General features: G+C 43.3%; 20 protein-coding genes and 1 riboswitch. Of the genes, 8 read left to right on the forward strand and 12 right to left on the reverse strand.

Annotated elements, in window-relative coordinates:
- Window positions 1-7 precede the first annotated feature (7 nt).
- Window positions 8-859, forward strand: a complete 852-nt coding sequence (locus tag SWP_RS21580) for a hypothetical protein (protein ID WP_020914820.1) — start codon at window positions 8-10, stop codon at window positions 857-859.
- Between the two features lie 77 nt (window positions 860-936).
- Here the strand turns inward: SWP_RS21580 and SWP_RS21585 are convergent, their stop codons facing one another.
- Both SWP_RS21585 and SWP_RS21590 read right to left on the reverse strand, forming a co-directional pair.
- Window positions 937-1,410: a peroxiredoxin gene (locus SWP_RS21585; protein WP_020914821.1), complete on the reverse strand. Its 474-nt coding sequence runs from the start codon at window positions 1,408-1,410 to the stop codon at window positions 937-939.
- Window positions 1,411-1,528: 118 nt separating this feature from the next.
- Complete coding sequence (locus tag SWP_RS21590) at window positions 1,529-1,960, reverse strand: MarR family winged helix-turn-helix transcriptional regulator (RefSeq protein ID WP_020914822.1); 432 nt, start codon at window positions 1,958-1,960, stop codon at window positions 1,529-1,531.
- A 157-nt stretch (window positions 1,961-2,117) separates the two neighbouring features.
- On the opposite strand from SWP_RS21590, the gene SWP_RS24800 reads away from it, so the two are divergent.
- Both SWP_RS24800 and SWP_RS23125 read left to right on the forward strand, forming a co-directional pair.
- The gene (locus SWP_RS24800) at window positions 2,118-2,852 is read left to right on the forward strand and encodes a hypothetical protein (RefSeq protein WP_338057147.1); all 735 of its coding nucleotides are present in this window, start codon (window positions 2,118-2,120) and stop codon (window positions 2,850-2,852) included.
- The gene (locus SWP_RS23125) at window positions 2,849-3,235 is read left to right on the forward strand and encodes a hypothetical protein (protein WP_048908480.1); all 387 of its coding nucleotides are present in this window, start codon (window positions 2,849-2,851) and stop codon (window positions 3,233-3,235) included. Before SWP_RS24800 ends, SWP_RS23125 begins: the two co-directional genes overlap by 4 nt.
- A 366-nt stretch (window positions 3,236-3,601) precedes the next feature.
- Here SWP_RS23125 and cyaB read toward each other — a convergent pair whose 3' ends face one another.
- Together cyaB and SWP_RS21605 are read right to left on the reverse strand one after the other, a co-directional pair.
- Window positions 3,602-4,141, reverse strand: a complete 540-nt coding sequence (cyaB, locus tag SWP_RS21600) for a class IV adenylate cyclase (protein WP_020914825.1) — start codon at window positions 4,139-4,141, stop codon at window positions 3,602-3,604.
- 88 nt (window positions 4,142-4,229) lie between these two features.
- Window positions 4,230-5,678, reverse strand: a complete 1,449-nt coding sequence (locus SWP_RS21605; protein WP_020914826.1) for an aminotransferase-like domain-containing protein — start codon at window positions 5,676-5,678, stop codon at window positions 4,230-4,232.
- A 107-nt stretch (window positions 5,679-5,785) separates the two neighbouring features.
- Between SWP_RS21605 and SWP_RS21610 the strand changes: the two genes are divergently transcribed.
- Complete coding sequence (locus tag SWP_RS21610) at window positions 5,786-6,310, forward strand: GNAT family N-acetyltransferase (RefSeq protein ID WP_020914827.1); 525 nt, start codon at window positions 5,786-5,788, stop codon at window positions 6,308-6,310.
- Window positions 6,311-6,315: 5 nt separating this feature from the next.
- Here SWP_RS21610 and SWP_RS21615 read toward each other — a convergent pair whose 3' ends face one another.
- Together SWP_RS21615 and SWP_RS21620 are read right to left on the reverse strand one after the other, a co-directional pair.
- Window positions 6,316-6,852 (reverse strand): phosphatase PAP2 family protein, encoded by a 537-nt coding sequence (locus tag SWP_RS21615; RefSeq protein WP_020914828.1) that lies wholly within the window; start codon window positions 6,850-6,852, stop codon window positions 6,316-6,318.
- A gap of 116 nt (window positions 6,853-6,968) precedes the next feature.
- Entirely contained in the window at window positions 6,969-7,667 is a 699-nt protein-coding gene (locus SWP_RS21620; protein WP_228371090.1) for a hypothetical protein, read from the reverse strand.
- A 538-nt stretch (window positions 7,668-8,205) separates the two neighbouring features.
- On the opposite strand from SWP_RS21620, the gene SWP_RS21625 reads away from it, so the two are divergent.
- From SWP_RS21625 to SWP_RS21635, 3 genes are all read left to right on the forward strand, one after another.
- Window positions 8,206-8,853, forward strand: a complete 648-nt coding sequence (locus tag SWP_RS21625; protein ID WP_020914831.1) for a hypothetical protein — start codon at window positions 8,206-8,208, stop codon at window positions 8,851-8,853.
- A 95-nt stretch (window positions 8,854-8,948) separates the two neighbouring features.
- Entirely contained in the window at window positions 8,949-9,275 is a 327-nt protein-coding gene (locus SWP_RS21630; RefSeq protein WP_020914832.1) for a DMT family transporter, read from the forward strand.
- Window positions 9,276-9,403: 128 nt separating this feature from the next.
- On the forward strand, window positions 9,404-10,030 hold the full coding sequence (locus SWP_RS21635) for a serine hydrolase domain-containing protein (protein WP_020914833.1): 627 nt from the start codon (window positions 9,404-9,406) through the stop codon (window positions 10,028-10,030).
- Between the two features lie 156 nt (window positions 10,031-10,186).
- Here SWP_RS21635 and SWP_RS21640 read toward each other — a convergent pair whose 3' ends face one another.
- The 4 genes from SWP_RS21640 to add all read right to left on the reverse strand — a co-directional run bounded on the left by SWP_RS21640 (window position 10,187) and on the right by add (window position 12,690).
- The gene (locus SWP_RS21640) at window positions 10,187-10,507 is read right to left on the reverse strand and encodes a hypothetical protein (RefSeq protein WP_020914834.1); all 321 of its coding nucleotides are present in this window, start codon (window positions 10,505-10,507) and stop codon (window positions 10,187-10,189) included.
- 49 nt (window positions 10,508-10,556) lie between these two features.
- Window positions 10,557-10,979 (reverse strand): hypothetical protein, encoded by a 423-nt coding sequence (locus SWP_RS21645; protein WP_020914835.1) that lies wholly within the window; start codon window positions 10,977-10,979, stop codon window positions 10,557-10,559.
- A gap of 137 nt (window positions 10,980-11,116) precedes the next feature.
- The gene (locus SWP_RS21650) at window positions 11,117-11,518 is read right to left on the reverse strand and encodes a VOC family protein (protein WP_020914836.1); all 402 of its coding nucleotides are present in this window, start codon (window positions 11,516-11,518) and stop codon (window positions 11,117-11,119) included.
- A 176-nt stretch (window positions 11,519-11,694) separates the two neighbouring features.
- Window positions 11,695-12,690 (reverse strand): adenosine deaminase, encoded by a 996-nt coding sequence (gene add, locus SWP_RS21655; protein WP_020914838.1) that lies wholly within the window; start codon window positions 12,688-12,690, stop codon window positions 11,695-11,697.
- A gap of 24 nt (window positions 12,691-12,714) precedes the next feature.
- Window positions 12,715-12,814: riboswitch (purine riboswitch) on the reverse strand.
- A gap of 194 nt (window positions 12,815-13,008) precedes the next feature.
- Here add and SWP_RS21660 point away from each other — a divergent pair.
- The gene (locus SWP_RS21660; protein WP_143711221.1) at window positions 13,009-13,383 is read left to right on the forward strand and encodes a hypothetical protein; all 375 of its coding nucleotides are present in this window, start codon (window positions 13,009-13,011) and stop codon (window positions 13,381-13,383) included.
- 116 nt (window positions 13,384-13,499) lie between these two features.
- Here the strand turns inward: SWP_RS21660 and SWP_RS21665 are convergent, their stop codons facing one another.
- Entirely contained in the window at window positions 13,500-14,078 is a 579-nt protein-coding gene (locus SWP_RS21665) for a DUF2059 domain-containing protein (protein ID WP_020914840.1), read from the reverse strand.
- 70 nt (window positions 14,079-14,148) lie between these two features.
- A complete protein-coding gene (locus SWP_RS21670) occupies window positions 14,149-17,154 on the reverse strand; it encodes a M9 family metallopeptidase (RefSeq protein WP_020914841.1) in 3,006 nt (1,001 codons plus the stop codon).
- Window positions 17,155-17,554: the final 400 nt, after the last annotated feature.

The following is a 17,554-nucleotide window of genomic DNA, read 5'->3' on the forward strand; positions in this document are numbered from 1 at the left end:
GGATATCATGAGAAACCTCCTTTTAAGCGCAGTTATTGCGACAAGTTTTTTATCAGGCCAGGTTAGTGCTGAAACCACTGACTCTCCTTTCGCCATGTCTATCATATCTGGGATGGAAGCCTATGAGGATTCTCCAGATAGCTCATTGTCTAAAGGCGTTGGTTTATCACTTATATGGGACGACCTACGCTACGACAAAACCTATAAGCTAGACAAAAATTACTTCAGAGTGCGTGGCACCTATTACTACGAAAGCGATTCAGAGAAATACGATGAAGATAGATATCGTGACTCCATGGATTTGAAGCTTCATTACCAACGCCCATTCATGAATATCAATAATAATGCTGACCATACTTTAAGCTTTGTTGGTCGTTATGAAGGCCACTATAACAGCCAGCAGCTGGAAGAGTTTGAGCAACTTGCCGTTTTAGGTTTAGGGCTTAATAATCGTTATGGTAGCGATAACTTCTATGATTTAGGTTTGACTCTGGGGCTCGCTTATAGCGAAGAAGAAAAAGATGATGATTGGCCGCGAGAGGCTCAAGGCATCACTGAAGATGAGTTAAATCGTAAAGGGTATGGTTACTACTTTGCTTGGAGTAACCGCTATACATTTGGCCACTCTGGAGTGCAACTTGTGCTAGATTACAGCCGTTACGATGGGCTTTGGGGTTACGATAATGACAAATCATACACCTTTAATAAATTGAGCATGGGCGCAATCGTTCCTTTGAGCAACAATAACAACTTGCTGCACTTTATGACGCAATATATCGATAGAGAATCTGAGCAAGATCTGATTGGCTTTGATGATGTGCTGTATCGAGTTGCGGTGGAATACGTGCATTACTTCTAAAGCATACTCGTAATCGAACTCATCGATAGTAAAGGCGCTATAGCTTTACTATCGATTAAATTCGCCTTACTACTGCATTAAATTGCTGCTAACACAGCTTCTGCAGTACTCACTTCAAATGACTTTGGCGCTTCAACATTGAGTGTAGTCACCACACCATTATCTACCACCATCGCATAGCGCTGAGAGCGTGTACCACCAAAGCCAGCGGTTTCCATTTCTAGTCCAAGCGCCTTGGTAAAACTAGCATCACCGTCGGCTAACATCATAAGCTCTGAAGCATTTTGCGCCACTCCCCAAGCCTTCATAACGAATGCATCATTAACAGAAACACAGGCGATGATATCTACGCCTCGCGCTTTAAACTCATCGGCCATCACCACAAACCCAGGTAGGTGAGCCTCGGAACAAGTTGGGGTGAATGCACCAGGCACTGCAAACAGTACCACTTTTTTATCCGCAAATAATGCGTCTACTTGATGATTAAGCATACCATCGTCAGTTAATTCAGAAAGTACGCCTGCTGGCAATGCTTGTCCTTGTTCAATCATGAGTGATCCCTTTATATTGAGAAGTGTGCAAAGAGACTACATGCTAGACCAATTTACAAAGAACAAACACTGATATAAAACAGGGTTATCAGGTTCATTGGCGCCACTTCCACTCCCCCTAGTTAAAACCATCAATCTGGCCTTTAACAAGTGTACTGATACTGGCCATCAAACTCTGCTGCTCCTCCTCCGGCAAGTGCTGCAACCAGCTTGACTCTTGTTGAAGCATGATCTGTTTCCCTCGCATGCGCACCTGGTTACCTTTATCGCTAATGGTGATGATTTTTCGGTTCTTCTCTAAGCCATAGTCAGCTACAACATATTCTCGAGCGACTAACTTATCGATATTGCGCTTCATCGAACTCTTTTCGATAAACAGTAAATCTGCCAGCTGCTGCTGAGGCATAGCACCTGATTCTGACAGGATCTGTAATATCGAAAGCATCTCCAGTGTGACATTCAGCTCATTCGTCAAAATATTCTGCGCATCTCGACGAAACACCCTATGCAGTAAAGATATTTGATAAAACAGTTTGTTATTCAACTCCATTCATCTATTCCTTATAGCAGAATTAGTAACTGGTAATAAACCTAGTTGTACATACAACGCACCTAAAGTAATATCCGCTCCCCTTTGAACTGTATAGCAACATATTATGCGTATCACCAAATTAAATATACTCGCTTGTAGCCTAGCTGCAGCCCTTATGAGTACAGCTTTTGCAAACGAGGTAAGCTCTGAAACTTATGATACTGACATAGCTCAAGATGTTGCTGCCAGTGCAGACAGAAGTAATAAGTTTAAGCCGATCATTCTACCGTTTTACGACCCATCGATAAAAGCAGGGATTACCGCGATTCCACTGTTTGCCTTTTACCCTGACGATAATGATTTAATCTCTGACGCTTCTACGATTGCAGTGCCATTGATCTACACCAGCAATGATAGCTACATTGCTAAGGTCTCTGGAGACATAATCTTATTCGAAGACAATTTCCGACTTTCTTTTGAAACTGGATTTACCAGCACTAATCAGCCTTTATCGGGTATTGATTCAAACAAAGAGACTATCGATTTCGATGCTGACTTCATGTTTAAAGTGTTAGATGACTTCTATCTTGGCGTCGGTGCAATATACACATCAACTAAATATACTGCCGATAATGCCGAAGAACAAAGTGCGCTTGAAGCATTTGGATTTACTAGTGATTATCAAGATGATATCGGTTACCGAGTGTCATGCAGTGGGACACACGTGAGCATTTCTATTACCCTCACAGCGGCTTTATTTGGGATCTTAAGTACGAAAACCATGCTGAATGGCTTGGTAACGATAGCGATAAAACCTATTCGTCGATTTTTACCGACTTTAGACATTTTTATAGCATTAACGGCAATTCAAACCGCATTATTGCCACCAAATTTGTTGGCCGTTACTTGATTGATGCGGAAAACGCCCCCTCTTCAGCTTTCTCGACTTATGGTCGACAAGGTAAAGAAGTGCAGCGTGGCTATGCCATCGGTGATTATATATCTTCAAATATGGTCAATGTCGAAGTTGAATATCGACACAAGTTTTCAGCAACTGGTAATGACTATTTAGACAAATCAGCCATGGTGCTTATCGGTGGTGTTGGTAAGAGTTTTGGTGAGCAGCTTGAGGGGAATAGCTTAGATTTTCGTGATACTGATTTACTCGGAGTTATTGGTGTCGGCTTTAGGTACAACATACTTCCGTATGAACGTCTTAACATCAAAGTCGATCTCACTTATAACTCAGACGGCGACACTATCATCTACTTCGGTTTCGGCGAAAGCATTTAGGCTAATACCAATTGAACTAAGTATCAGTTCATTCAGTGGGAATTCAAAGCGCTGGAGGCAAAGCGCTGGAGGCAAAGCGGAAACTTGAAGCTAATAGTTATTCTATATCAAGAGTTTTCGCCGTAGCATGCAGAGCTTTAACCCACCCAAAGGGAAGTGTTCAAGCATCCCACTTCAGCTTTACATTGGCTCACAAGGGAATAACCATTCTTTCTCCAGTGTGCATTGAGTTGAAAAGCTTGAGCGCTTCAGAATTGATTAAACACTTAATATAATTGGCATTATATTATTGATATTGTTAAAGGTTCATCAATCGATGGGCACTCACCCCCTACCCGTTAGTATGGAGTCTGTCATCACCGCAGCTTAAACGGTTTGCAGTTGGCGGTAAGATCGATGCTCAATATCAGTAGTTGTTAAGCCGAATCTCGCGGCTAAGTCCATGAGCTGCTGTCGAAAACCCTCTAACTGAGCTGCATCATCAGTCATAATCGCGAATTCAGCAAAATCTCCCAAGCCCGGAAGATTATCGACTGTAATATGAAACTTACCGACAAAGTAGATACTACGTGTCTTCTGCAAGGTTAGAGTGACGTCATAGCCCATGGTCTTAAGCATACTCTTGGCACTGTCTGCATCGGTAATCCTAGTGGCTTCACACCTATCTGCCTCTGGGCCCTTCACAATCCACAACTTGATCCCCGAAGGCTCCATCTCACGGATGCAAATACTCTTTCCTTGTGCGAGCAGTGTGCCCTGATAATCAAAATAGCAGTCAGACTCAAGATTATCTTGTAGCATGACCTCATGCTCAATAGAGTTTAATATCGATAAAAAGCGAGCTTTATTGCTCAAGCGATATTTCAGCTCAACTTCATATTGGCCTTTAAAATGCTCATCACTCATATGCGACTCTCGGCTTTAAACTATTTTCTGAGCGGCAAGTTTAAAAAAATTGGCTAGTAATTGAAAATGCATTCGCTAAAACTGCGGCTTACTCTATTGTTTTACACTTATCTTGCTCAGCAATAAACTCTGCAACAATCTCCCCCAGCAAGCTAATTCCCTTGATCATGCTCTCATTCCAAGGCAGCGCAAAGGTCACCCGAAAGAAATTATCGTAACCTTCGCCCAAGGTAAACATGGCTCCTGGAGCGATAGACAACTTTTTCTCGACCATTTTATGCCACAACACATGACTGCTTAGGTTATTGGGTAACTTAAACCAAATACAAGGGCCACCAGCAGGTTGACTGATGTAGAGCTGCTCCGTGTTAATCGCTGCTAAATGTGGCCTAAGGAGTGCTATCGTTGCCGTGTAATTTTGTTTAAGTTGGTTGCGCAAATGCCGCAAATGTTTTTGGTATCTGCCAGACTGCATCATCTGTTGCAGCATGTACTGCAATACAATACTCGGCTCCTCAGCCACAGTTTGCTTGGCGAACTGGCATTCATCAAAACTGTTAATACATACCAAATAGCCCAAGCTTATAGACGGAGAAATAGTGTCGTAAAAATCTGCAATACAGATCACCCTACATGATGATTGCTCTTTTACTAAACTGGCAATCGTCACCGGGCGTTCATTATCAAAATGCAATTCGCCGCGGTCGTACTCTATTAACGTCACGTCTCGTTGTTCAGCCCATTCGATAAGCAACTCCTTTTCACTGACACTGAGCACTCTACCGGTTGGATCGGCAAAGTTGGGGTTCACCAAGTAGGTAGCAAAAGCCTGTGAGTTATAGGCTGTACTCATCAGGGCGAGTTCATCTCGATAATCGGCCTGCATTGGGATCTCCACGACCTCGGCATTAAACTGCTTTAGCATGGTCTGGAAATAAAACGACATTGGTGACTCTACCGCTATTGGCCGATTCAGCGCCTTTGCAGCAATGAGAGCAAGCAATAACCCCTCTTGCCGACCATTAGTAATCAAGAGCTGATCATACCGAAAGTGTTGCTGGCTGCGTGAGAGATGCTGACAGATAGCCAGCCGGAACTCCGACACACCTTCGATTGGATCTTGCATCCACAATTTATAGGGGCGCTTAGCCAAAGCTTTTTTATGTAATTGACCAAGTAGCTGTTCAGGATCAATCACTGTACTTGGAGCGGTACAGGACAAGGGCAGAATATCGTTATCATTGAAAGAGTATTGCACCGCCTTATCAAGCGATAACCCCGCAAGCACTCTATTGATCTGTCGGCCATAGTTTGGCGGCTTAGCTCTCACTGTTGATATAACAAAATAACCTCGCTTAGGTTTAGCAACAATCCAACCTAAACGCTCAAGCTCATGATAAGCCTGTACCACAGTTGAAACACCAAGCTTCTTCTGTTTTGCCAAAGCACGAACCGACATGAGCTTGCCAGTCAACTGCCCTAACTCAATGGCTGTTGTTATCTCATCGACAATTTTTCGATATTTGAACACTGCCATTTCCTGCTTACCATCTGTATTGGGTTTTATTTATTTTAACTGTATCTGTTTTGAATTTTTAGATCTATGTAAAGTAAAAACCAACACAAAAAAGGAAGAGTATCAGTATGAAAATCATCACAGAGACAGCCCGCCTGATCATTCGAGAATTTAATCTCGATGATGCGCAGGCAGTTTATAATTTCAATGCCCCAGAGGAAGTGAACCGTTACACGGGCGACGCTGGAATGTGCGAAAGTATTGAAGATGCGACAAATATCATCAAAAACATTTGGCTTAAAGAGTACGCTAAATACGGCTTTGCCCGTTGGGCAGTCGTACTAAAGGAGACGGGAGCGGTTATCGGATTTTGTGGCTTTAAAAATGAGACTCGCATTGATGCTGTCGATATTGGCTATCGTTTCCACCCAGATTACTGGGGCAAAGGCTTCGCCACTGAGTCAAATCAAGCCTGTATTGATTATGCTCGTGCCAATATGAATTTTGATACGGTTTTCGGCGAAGTCATGCCAGAAAATGTAGGTTCAAGCCACGTACTAAAAAAACTGGGGTTCAAGTTAGTAAGACAATACCAAGAGGATGGTTACACTATAGACAGCTATGCCATTCAGCTGCAATCAGCCAGTGCATAGTCTGATTAAAAGCGGTAGCTTAACATCAGCCCTTGGCCATCTTTGCCAAATCGTGCCGGGGCTAGCTGTAAGTTTGATGCAGCACAACGCTCTGTTACCAAGTAACTCACGCCATAAGCGATTGCCGCCCCCGCTAACACATCCAGCTCCCAATGTTTGCTCGCTTCAATGCGTGAAGCACCGACTCCTGCGGCGGCAATATAGGCGGGCAATCCATACTGCCAACCATATCGGTGATGTAAAAAGGCCGCGCCACTAAATGCACTTGACGTATGTCCACTTGGAAAGCTATTGCAATCTACACCATTAGGGCGTCTCGCATGCACCGTCAATTTTAGGCCATGGGTGACAGCTTGAGTGTATGCCCAGCCTTTACCCAGCTGGTACATACCTTGGGTATCATCCTTTGCCCAAACTATAAATAACGCAGTCAATGGAATAGCAAACTGACCGACATCGCCATAGGTTTCAAAGCTCTCACTGTGTGCAGCGCTGTGCGCAGATGATAATAATAGGGAAATAGTTAATAGGATGTGCTTCATTGGGTGTTTTACCTATGTATCGCAGCTATTTTCACCTCAATGCTCTTGAAACTGCCATTGAAGCAATAAAAAAGCCCATAAGCAGTCCTTATAGGCCTAGATAGGTCGATGCTTTACTAGAATCGATACCCGACAGTAAACATCAATGTGCTGAAGTCTTTGTCCGGGATCTGGCCATTGAGCTTCGCTTTTCCTGCGCTTTCGTCACCCTGATATTTTGCGCTACCTTTCATATCTCGATTGCCATTATGAATAGTATAATGCAGGTTAAAATTCAATCCGTTATCCATATAGTAGCCCACACCGACCATAGGTTTTACTACCGTATTGCTGGAAGCTGAAATTGCCCCTGACTCTACCAAAGTTTGCCCGCCAGGCATCACATCATAAACGGCAACACCAGCGTTCATTTTTAGATTAGAAAACTCCGCTCCTGCCTTCAGGGCCAAATAACCAGAACCTAACGAAAACTGATAACCAGCGTAAACTGTATGCGCTTTATAATCATCGTTGTAATGTGCTTTAGCTTGCTGAAATACATTATCGAATGGCGTTGGCTTTAACTCATCAAAATGCTGACTGAAACTATCTTTATTGCTATCACCTGTGTAGCTATAACCCAAAATAAAATCTTTATATCCAGCTTCTAAGCCTAGTGCTGCGTTGGTTCCCATCGCTTTATTCTTAGCGACACCCACCATAGGGTTGATAGTGAAGTCGCTTGCCATGGCCGTCCCCATGGTTGCGCTAAGAACGAGTGTCGATACTAACGCTTTTAGTGGTAATCGTTTGATCAATATTGGGTTGTTCATCATTTACTCTCTTAAATAACATAGGCTTCTTGCCTGTGTTACCGCTTAAGTCCAACTTAAGTGGCGTTCAATAATGAGGAGGATCCTCGGTAATCATTCAAGCTGTGGTTTGCGGGCTAACTCGCTAATAGCAAAAGTGTTGTCGCGGCTTGTTAAGATGAGGCAATGTTAAGCAGGCAGGCGTTACCAAGCATCACTAATAGGTCTAGTCACTTTTAGAGATGAATATTTATTTTATTCACATATTAATCAATAGATTAAAAACAAGTACTTGATAAGAGTGTAACGAGATTAGGTACATTGCATAGCCATTTACCAGGCAAAAGGAGAGCCGGTAGCCTAGGTGAGAATGAAACATAAAAATGCGACAAGTCCTCCACTGAATACGCTTAAGAGCCTTCCAAGGCGAGAGAGTTTGCAACTATTGCAAACAAACTTTGGCATAGCATTTTTCACTACACATCACTATCAGCTTAAAAATACGCTAGTAGATATTGTCTGATTACACTTATGCCTCATCGACTCAATTTAGAAAATACTAATGAAAAGCACACTCTCTACCAAAGCCAACGCAGAGCTAGGCACACTGATCATCAACACAGCCGATTTGATGCAGTTACTGTCGTTACTACCAAAAAACTACTTAGCTGATTACCCGATACTGCAGAAAGAGCTGACGAGCAAACATCCCAACACTCGCCGTTTCAATCAAGCATTAAAGAATCAGCGGTTTAGTAAAGAGGAGTATCGGGACCGCATTCTAGCTAGGCTCGATAGTTTGGCTTATGACGTCGTGATATCAACGAACATTGATTACCTCATTGAACGTATTTACCTGTTAGTTGGTGACGATATCAATCGCATTGACGAACTGACTATGAGCGATATAGGAGTCGATATTTTGCAGCAAGTACTCAATGCACTCAGCCATGGGTTCCGCAAATCTACTCTCCCGAAAGGCGAACACCCATTCCTCGCAGAACGAGGCCGTATTGATCACAAGTTTTGGCGACATGCAGATAAAGGGTTTGATGCTTTCTGTAATGGTTACACGACCCAAGCGGCATTAGATGCGTGGTGCCAGCTAAATCTGCATACCCGTTGCCCACAAAGCTTTCTACGCTGGGTAAAAGTATATGGCGATCCAAGAGAACTCTGTGACTGGGTCAACTACGTTAAACCTCGATAAACGGATAACCGCTACTTACTAAATACCTTAGTGATGTTTGTCTAGATAGCGAACGGTAAGATCGACCAAAGAAGTAAAGTCACCGAGAGCAGCATATGAGTCACTATATCTACCTAACCATTGCGATAATGTCGGAAGTGATTGCCACCACATTACTGCCGATGACTCTCGGTTTTAGTCGCCTTGCTCCCTCGGTATGCTGCGCACTGGGTTATGCCAGTGCTTTTTATTTTTTGTCTCTTTCCACTCAACAAATCCCCACTGCAGTTGCCTACTCTTTATGGTGTGGTATCGGCCTCATACTGATTGTCATCATAGGCACAATTCGAGGGCAAGCAGTCAACCTCGACATCATTCTCGGCATGTTACTGATCATCATTGGTATCACGTTGATCAATATCAACATTCAAACGCCCGATTAGCTCTCCTTTAGAGCATAGAATTGCAAGCCTAGCGACTACAAGCTTTTGACTTCCATTGAGAACCTACAATATGAATTTTGGCTGCCCACAAAAACGCTTTATTATAGCTATCACTCTAGGTGTCACCTATGTATAGAACAGTCCGATTAGACTTCGCAATTTCATTACTGCTGCTCATATTCATCATCACCGCGCATTCGTTAGCAGCAATCAAAAAGCCAATAGCCGTAGTGGGCATGAGTAACCATGTCTACCTAATGGCAGATCACGCAGGCGGCGCTATGGCTTCCGGTGGTTTAAATGCTACAACAAAAGATCTTGCCCGTATCGGTAGGATGCTGCTAAACGACGGTAAGAACTACCTCGAGCAGCAAGTGGTGCCAACAGCATTTATAGATAACTTATTACAAGGCAATGACACCGTGCGCCAAGCGTGGAGTAAAGGCAAAGAAGCACGACTCGTCAACGGTTGGTATAAAGATCAGTTTCGAGTACTCAATATTAACCAGCATAAAATCCTAGCGATGATAGGTATTCACGGCCAAGTACTTGCCATGGATAAATCGACAGGAGTCGTCATCGCAATGAATGGTGGTTATCCAATGAGTGAAACCCCACGTATGGCAATCAGTCTCTTTTACAAGGTGATCCCTGCAATTATCGAAGCGGCAGAAAGAAAGAAGCAAACTCAACCAATTGGCGCTTATATTGACCAAGACACTGGTGACTTAATTATTGTGGGTGAAAGCGAATAAGCTTAAGAACCACTTGCTACTAACAGATGAGCCAAGTGAACAACTTGGCTCACTAAGGAGAACACTTAAAATAGCTCCGTCGATGAATAGTTTATGAAATATGTGGCTATGAAAACTTTATCTGTCAAAGTTACCCATAACAATCAATATCAGGTATTACCCTTGCTTGTTGTTTCTGACCAGTGCCCTTAATCGCCTTTTAATGATGACGCTTTCAAGCTTATCAGTTCCAACAGAACCAACATTAAACACAATGATAAATGCCACCCAATAAACAACACTCTCAAACGGAGCGAAACCATAAGATGAGAGCACAGCATTCATTAGGTAAATCAGAGCAACTGCACTAAGGAATACTAGCGGTATCGTCAATTTCCTAGTTTCAGATTTTGCCTGGGTAATATATTCAAGGGTTTCAGTGCTGGTGCTCGCCCTTAACGGTGGGAATTCACTTCTTAACCAATCTGTATAATTCAAATCACACTCCTTTGCTTTATGAATTTAGCACAATGACGATGAGCCTAACTTAGTTTACCGCTTGCGATTTAGTGTCCAGTATTGCAAAAATCTGCTGGCGCTGCTGAGGTGAAAATGCGTAATAACTAAAGCGAGTATTATCATAAATAGTATCTTTTATAATAACTTGATAAGGCGGAAACCTTGAGATTTTGTAACCTTGGTATTCTTGCCACGCAAACTCGGTGAAAATATCTTCATTTTGATAAACAAACTTATCATCACTTAAACACAGTCTCTTCGAACCATTTTTATATGTAAATAGGCTGAAAAAAAAGGTCACAACTGAAAACAAGAACGAATAAATCCCAAAATTTTCTTCTGGGAAACAATAAATGAGCAGCAAAGTAACAACAAAATAGCCAATGATGTAAAACACCGCTTTATAGCATCGAGAAAATATATCTTGAAAACGTGATTGTGTAAATTCCATTTAATAACAACCTTTCAATTAAACCCGTTCTTAAAAATCATCTTATTGGTTTAAAAAATACAGAACAGACCTGATGAAGACAATAGCCATCAGCTTGAATTATAATGAGAGTTATTCATATACCCTGTCAGTTAAAATTAATTGAGCTGTAACAAGTCCCACTTTGTGCCATAAAGATCTTTAAATACAGCAACGGTGCCGTACTCTTCAACTCGGGGCTCTTCGGTAAACTCGACGCCATTGGCTTGCATCAGGTGGTAATCACGCCAAAAATCGTTGGTCTGCAGGAATAGGAATACTCGGCCACCCGCTTGATTTCCTACCGCTAATTCTTGCTCAGCATTACTCGCTTGTGCCAATAGCAGCTTAGTGCCGCTAGAATTAGGCGGTGAGATTAAAACCCAGCGTTTACCATTTCCCAGATCGGTATCTTCAATGAGCTCAAACTGCAATTTCTGCGTGTAAAACACGATGGCATCATCATAATCTTTAACCACTAGGGCGATACTGCCAATGCTCTGCTCAATTGAATTATTCATGGGTTTAGATTCCAGAAATTAAATAATAGGAAGAAAACTAAGGATAACGGAGTAATTTGAGCTTGTAACCTATAGAGGTGGAATTGAAGATGGCTCAAACTGGGTTTGAGCCATTATCTTGTTTTCATTATTACACCCAAGGTGTGCTTGGCCTGACAAATGTTGCTAGAGCATTTTTACTCTGCTAGTGCTAACAGTTGCTGCTTTACTGCATCAGATGCAAATGAGTGTTCAACGCTGACCTTATAGATCTCAAAGTACTCTTCGCGGCTGAGGTCAAATTCCTGCATCACTTTACGTACTTCATCTGTCATGGTGGTATTAGAAACCGTACGGTTATCGGTATTAATAGTAATTAGCACGCCATCTTTATAAAACTCCCTAAAAGGGTGCGAGCTCAAGCTGTCCACTGCTTTGGTTTGTACGTTACTGGTTGGGCATGTTTCCAGCGCGACCGATTCGCTTTTTGTTAACTCATAAGCTTGCTTGTGTGCATTGATCCCAATGCCGTGGCCAATCCGCTCAGCACCAAGCATTGCAATGGCATCATGCACGTTCTGCCCTACGCCCTGCTCTCCGGCATGAATAGTGACTCGGTAACCTTTTTCAACGGCATACTTGGCGTGGGGAATAAAACCTTCGCAGAACCCAGGTAGCTCACTGCCCGCTAAATCAAATGCCACAACACCGTTATTGATAAAGCTAGCACCAGCATCAATCACTTCATTGACCCTGTCTTTAGGCATGTTGCGAATGATAGATAGGATGAAATTACCTTTGATATCGTGCTGAGCTTCAGCTCTTTTCATGCCTTTTACAGCGCTACCAATTACCTGTTGCAGTGTTAATCCACTTTGTAGGTGTAATAACGGCGCAAAACGCACTTCAAGGTACTTAACATTTTCAATCGCTGCATCTTCAAAGACTTCAAAGGCTATGCGCTCTATGCCCGCCGCGGTTTGCATCACAGACAGTGGCAACTCAAATCGAGTCAGGTATTCATCCAGGTTTAAACAAGTGTCAGGCGCAACCATTAGTGATTGAATTTCAGAAAGATCATTACTCGGTAGAGTAATATTTTGCTGCAGGGCGATATCAATAACACTTTGCGGGCGGACACTACCGTCTAAATGGCAATGAAGATCGATTTTGGGCAAGTTTAAATAGTTCATAGGTCTCTACCTTTATTAATAAGACATCAAAGTCACAGACCTCATAATCAAGAATTTAAGGCTCTTGGTAGAAACTCCCAAACCATATCATTGGGATTATACGAAGTAATTAGCGGATGCGAATTTAACATTTTTAGTAGCAAAACTACAAGTTATCCTGACCTGCAAGGCCCAACAACCTTAATAGCACACCCTATAGAAGAATAGTGTATTTCGATGGATTATCAATAGCGTAGAGATCCCCCCTTAATTTAAATTGCATACAATCTGCGCTACTGCTAAGTTAGAGAATTGGTAATACACATGGATGTTAACAACATGAATAATAAAATAGCGGTTGGAATTATAGCCATAGCACTGGCAGGTATCGTGCTCTTTAGCTTAGAGCAAACGAAAAATCCTCTTTTAACCTCAACGACTAAGCCTGCCAAGATCAGCGCTAGCCAACCCTCGGTAGAAATAAACGCCACAGAGGAGGTTGCCAGTATACAGCCGCAGCTCGATCACCTTCAAAATCAGCAGGTGGAGCAAATAGAGGAAGTAGCAAACGTTGAATCAAAACCACTGCCACCACCTTATGGTTCGGCTCAACAAAAGCCTTCACCGGCTAATGGGCAGGGAGTTGTTTCCCATCCAAGTAGCCGTGCTCCAGTCCAGGCACCAATCAGCCAAGCAAGCCCAAGGAAAGAGTAGCTACCACAAGCGCCTCGTTATGATTAAATACATTTGATAACGAGGTCATTTTCCTAGCCACAATCTCCAATGTTATCCAACCTATTTGCCAAAACAACACTCTTCCAAACAAACGATTATTGCGTGATATTCTTAGTTGGCTTTGAAGGTGGAGCAATTGGTCGGCTGTGCGGCGCCAACCTTGTTCCTGTTTCATGATGAGTTATTGATGGCTGAGTGAGTCCAGCCTGCAACACGAACTCCTCGATCAGATAACTAAACTGGTTATTTATTAATATAACTTGCTGGTTAACTAGCTGGTCAACACTCCCTGCGAGTTGCGGCTGAACCGTTAAGAACTTCTGCCCTACCTCTGAGCTAAAAAAGGCGGTTAACTGTGCAAGCTCAGCCTCTGTGTACTGCAAACAGTAAGCTTCTATAATGGCTGGCTCAAGTTGCTTCCAGCTCAAGTTTTTTCGAGAAAAGTTAAATGCCTGCTCGCGGAACGATTGCTCTAACGACCGCTTCGCTTTTGGGATCTGGTAATCTTTCAGCAGATGAGTATATTGTGCCTGTAATTTATATTGTGCCTGCAGTAGCATTCCTTTTGCATTGATCGCATCCAATAATGAACTCGCTTGACGCTGCTTACTGTCTTCATTGGCAAAGCCAATATTGGCAATAAACACCAGCAGAAGTATCCATAACCTATTCATGGTTATTCCTCTATTACGCTATTGAAATTAAACTGGAAAAGGGGCTCTCATTGAGCCCCAATAAAGTGTGTTAATCGATATCTACCTGAATCGTGGCCCCATTTGCACTGGGTTCACTCTGCACGGTAATGTAATACCAACCAACGGGAGGGTTGGAAACAGTGATCGATTCCTGATTAGTATCGGCGTTAGTTGAGGCATAATCATAACTTGCAGCATTCGACCAACTAGTACCAGCGTAGATGCTTAGGTTTCCACTACCATGCCCACTGCGAATAGACAAACTCTGCGCCCCTTGCTCGACATATATATGGTAATCATTACGACCATCACCGGTACAAAGTGGCTCCCCATCCACTATCTCAGCACGAGAAACCACACCACTGATAGCACATTGATCCACAATCTGTACGACTGGAGTTACTGGGTCCACAGGGGTAGTGCTCGCATCATTGACAACTGTCAGTGTTACTCCGCTAAATTCAGTACTGGTATCGACAGTAAAGTAGCGCCAGCCTCGATGAGCAACGACAGTAATGGACTCGTTATTAGCAGCTGTGACCGATGATGCTTGCGCGCTATCAGTACCAGCCCAAGTGTCAGCGTTATAATACAGATCGGCATTGCCATCGCCTCCCGCCAAACTAATAGTCAATGGGGTATTATCTTCTTCAACATAAACGTAGAAGCTGTTACGCCCACCACTGAGACACTCACTCTGACCATAATTTATCTGGCCATAGTTTGTAGTTGCTGTACCACAATGAGGCACCACGGGATCTATCGGATCGACGGGATCCACGGGATCAACAGGGTCTGGTGTACCAGGGTCTGTCTCCACGGTGATCTCCGTTGTGCTAGCAATAAACTCTACCCCACCAAAATCACCAGAGAGGGTGATGTAATGCCAGTATTCCTCAGGGTTTAGCTGCACTTCAATGACTTCATAGTTACCATTACCGATACCAAAGCCTTCATTGAGCTCACCGCTAGCCCAACCTCCTGAATTATAGTAGATGTCAGCATCTCCCCAACCACCGCGAGTTCTGATCCATAGTGAGCCGGTACCATTATCTTTATTCGCGAAAGAGAAACTTGCTCGCCCCTGCTTAGAGTCGACACACTCTATTGGTGTATCAAGTGTCATAGATGAGCTATTTGGATCATGGCGATTCACTTCATCTGTCGGCACACACACAGAAAAATCACTGCTTATGGTCGAAGGAGTTCCCGCCCAATTGCCATTGGTGCCGCTCGCTTGGGCATCCAAGTCTGCAGGGCCTTTATCAACAATACCGTCGTTGCTACTGCTGAGACCACTGGTTAGCCAGCCACGCCATTCATTGTCGTAGCTTGTCCCTATGCTATCCATCAATGCTTGGTATTCTTCATACTTATTATCGCGCAATAGCGCTAGTATCTGACTAACATCGTCATGGTGATTCTCAAACATAAATCGCACCGCTAAATATCCCCAACGGTAGATCCTGTCTTGACCTGAATCATAGTCATTCTTGAAAATGGTCGACAAGGAAAACTCTTGCGTTTCTCCCATCTCAATAGCACGACTATTAGCATCACGATAAGAGATATACTCAGCTAAGCCCTCGATCCACCAAATTGTATTGGCGGAGATACTACGGCTAAAGTCACCATAAAGGTTAAAGCGACCATCTAGATAATGTACATATTCGTGCTGTAGGTTCCATACATGGAAATCTGGCTGACGCCATTCAGCTTCATAAGCAATAAATCGTGCCTGATTTTTCAGCCCCGCAGGAGAGCCCTCTAAGTACATGCCGCCATTGTTAGTCGCGATGCCGAAGAAAGTACCCGCGTAAGATTGGTAGTCGTTAGAACTGTCAAAAACGACCAATTCCAAATCACTATTATTATCATTTGCCACGGGTTGATTACCCGTATTGAGCTTACTGTGGAAGTAAGTCTCTTGCCCGCCAAGTACACCACAAGCCCATGCAGCTTGGTCGTTATACATAGATTGAGCCCGAAGCTTCAAACTCGTTGAACATTTGTAGTTAAACGGTAAGGTGTCTTGCTCTAACTCATATTTAAAACCGCAAATATCATAAACATTACAGTTAGCCCGATCGTAATAATCAGCCATTTCTGCTGCGGCTAACCACAGTACGTCAGTGGAGTCATTTTTAGAGGTACTCGCTAAAACAGATTTAACCAAAGAGGTTGTTTTGGCAAACTGTGCATCGACATAATAGAAACGAGACATTTCACGTACCGCATTCACTAACACATATTGAGCATCAGTACCTAACAGGTGGCGGTTGCGAGATTGAAAACTATAAAGGTCGTCCATAATCGAGGAGTCACTTGTAAATAGCGCCTTTAGATCATCGTCCCACTGTCCTCTAAACAAGGTGGTGAATATAGCATTAGCTGCTGCATTCATCCCCCAAGAGGCTTCCCAGCTGCTGTCGTATTCCGCCAACACCTTCTTCGTCACCCAATTAAATTCGGCACCTAGACCAGACGAATCAACCAGAATTAACCCCTCTTTCAAAACGCCAGCGTTTTCATCGCTAGCCGTCCAAGCAGCGCTGTTGTTGAAGAGGTTATTCAGTGCCACCTTAGTATCAGATTCCACACCAGAGGAATATGTAGGCACATCATCTGGACTGTAAAACTGCACGTAAAGTGCGGCACGTATATAGTAGATCAAGGATTCTATGCCGTCGGTATCGACACCAGTGTACCTCAACGCGCGATCTCTAACGCCAGCTAAAGCGGTGCGAATATTGCTTTCGCTGAATAAAGCTGTTGCATCACTGCCGCGTAAATTATAAAGCGGACTCACACATTGAGGATCGGAGCTCGCAAGCTTATCGACTAACCCCCAGCCGCTTAAGCCGATAAAGGACTCACAACCTTCAGTACCCACAGGGCCTACGGCGCCCATAGCTCCCATAGGTTGGGTCAGTGTTGCTTGTGAAGATATTTTACTAAGTGGAGTAGCAATCTCAGATTCCATGGCGCTCACTGGCAAAGCCAGCGACGATGCGCTCATTAGGCCAAGCGCCACCACGAGGTGATTTGGTTTCATCGTAAATTCCTTTTAAGTGGATTATTGCAGACGTAATCCAGACTCAAACAGCAGAGCTCGCCTGTTATTTATGAGCCAACATCCTTAATGAACTCACGTGGAATACAATATACCAAAATAAAGATTAACGATAGATAAGCAGCCATTATTTACACAAAATCAATAGCACTTACGGTTGAATAGATCGCAACATTATGAATTTTATAGATATAACGCGCGAACAATTGTGAACAGAATATTACATTAACATGGCTGAGGTTCAAGTGAACTACAGAGTGGCGGGCAATATAGAGGAGTTTTACACGGCATGTTGACCATTTTGATGTATGGAAATATCGATCATTAACTTTCGCTGTCTATGTATATTCTCATCGAGCTGCTCAATGAACGATGACTGCTC

Origin of the sequence: Shewanella piezotolerans WP3 (assembly GCF_000014885.1) — a bacterium.
GTDB lineage: Bacteria > Pseudomonadota > Gammaproteobacteria > Enterobacterales > Shewanellaceae > Shewanella > Shewanella piezotolerans.

Bases quoted from the DNA above. Each gene is read 5' to 3' on its own strand.
- SWP_RS21580 (WP_020914820.1), top strand. From the start codon at position 8: ATGAGAAACCTCCTTTTAAGCGCAGTTATTGCGACAAGTTTTTTATCA.
- SWP_RS21585 (WP_020914821.1), bottom strand. From the start codon at position 1,410: ATGATTGAACAAGGACAAGCATTGCCAGCAGGCGTACTTTCTGAATTA.
- SWP_RS21590 (WP_020914822.1), bottom strand. From the start codon at position 1,960: ATGGAGTTGAATAACAAACTGTTTTATCAAATATCTTTACTGCATAGG.
- SWP_RS24800 (WP_338057147.1), top strand. From the start codon at position 2,118: ATGAGTACAGCTTTTGCAAACGAGGTAAGCTCTGAAACTTATGATACT.
- cyaB (WP_020914825.1), bottom strand. From the start codon at position 4,141: ATGAGTGATGAGCATTTTAAAGGCCAATATGAAGTTGAGCTGAAATAT.
- SWP_RS21605 (WP_020914826.1), bottom strand. From the start codon at position 5,678: ATGGCAGTGTTCAAATATCGAAAAATTGTCGATGAGATAACAACAGCC.
- SWP_RS21610 (WP_020914827.1), top strand. From the start codon at position 5,786: ATGAAAATCATCACAGAGACAGCCCGCCTGATCATTCGAGAATTTAAT.
- SWP_RS21615 (WP_020914828.1), bottom strand. From the start codon at position 6,852: ATGAAGCACATCCTATTAACTATTTCCCTATTATTATCATCTGCGCAC.
- SWP_RS21620 (WP_228371090.1), bottom strand. From the start codon at position 7,667: ATGATGAACAACCCAATATTGATCAAACGATTACCACTAAAAGCGTTA.
- SWP_RS21625 (WP_020914831.1), top strand. From the start codon at position 8,206: ATGAAAAGCACACTCTCTACCAAAGCCAACGCAGAGCTAGGCACACTG.
- SWP_RS21630 (WP_020914832.1), top strand. From the start codon at position 8,949: ATGAGTCACTATATCTACCTAACCATTGCGATAATGTCGGAAGTGATT.
- SWP_RS21635 (WP_020914833.1), top strand. From the start codon at position 9,404: ATGTATAGAACAGTCCGATTAGACTTCGCAATTTCATTACTGCTGCTC.
- SWP_RS21645 (WP_020914835.1), bottom strand. From the start codon at position 10,979: ATGGAATTTACACAATCACGTTTTCAAGATATATTTTCTCGATGCTAT.
- SWP_RS21650 (WP_020914836.1), bottom strand. From the start codon at position 11,518: ATGAATAATTCAATTGAGCAGAGCATTGGCAGTATCGCCCTAGTGGTT.
- add (WP_020914838.1), bottom strand. From the start codon at position 12,690: ATGAACTATTTAAACTTGCCCAAAATCGATCTTCATTGCCATTTAGAC.
- SWP_RS21660 (WP_143711221.1), top strand. From the start codon at position 13,009: ATGAATAATAAAATAGCGGTTGGAATTATAGCCATAGCACTGGCAGGT.
- SWP_RS21665 (WP_020914840.1), bottom strand. From the start codon at position 14,078: ATGAATAGGTTATGGATACTTCTGCTGGTGTTTATTGCCAATATTGGC.
- SWP_RS21670 (WP_020914841.1), bottom strand. From the start codon at position 17,154: ATGAAACCAAATCACCTCGTGGTGGCGCTTGGCCTAATGAGCGCATCG.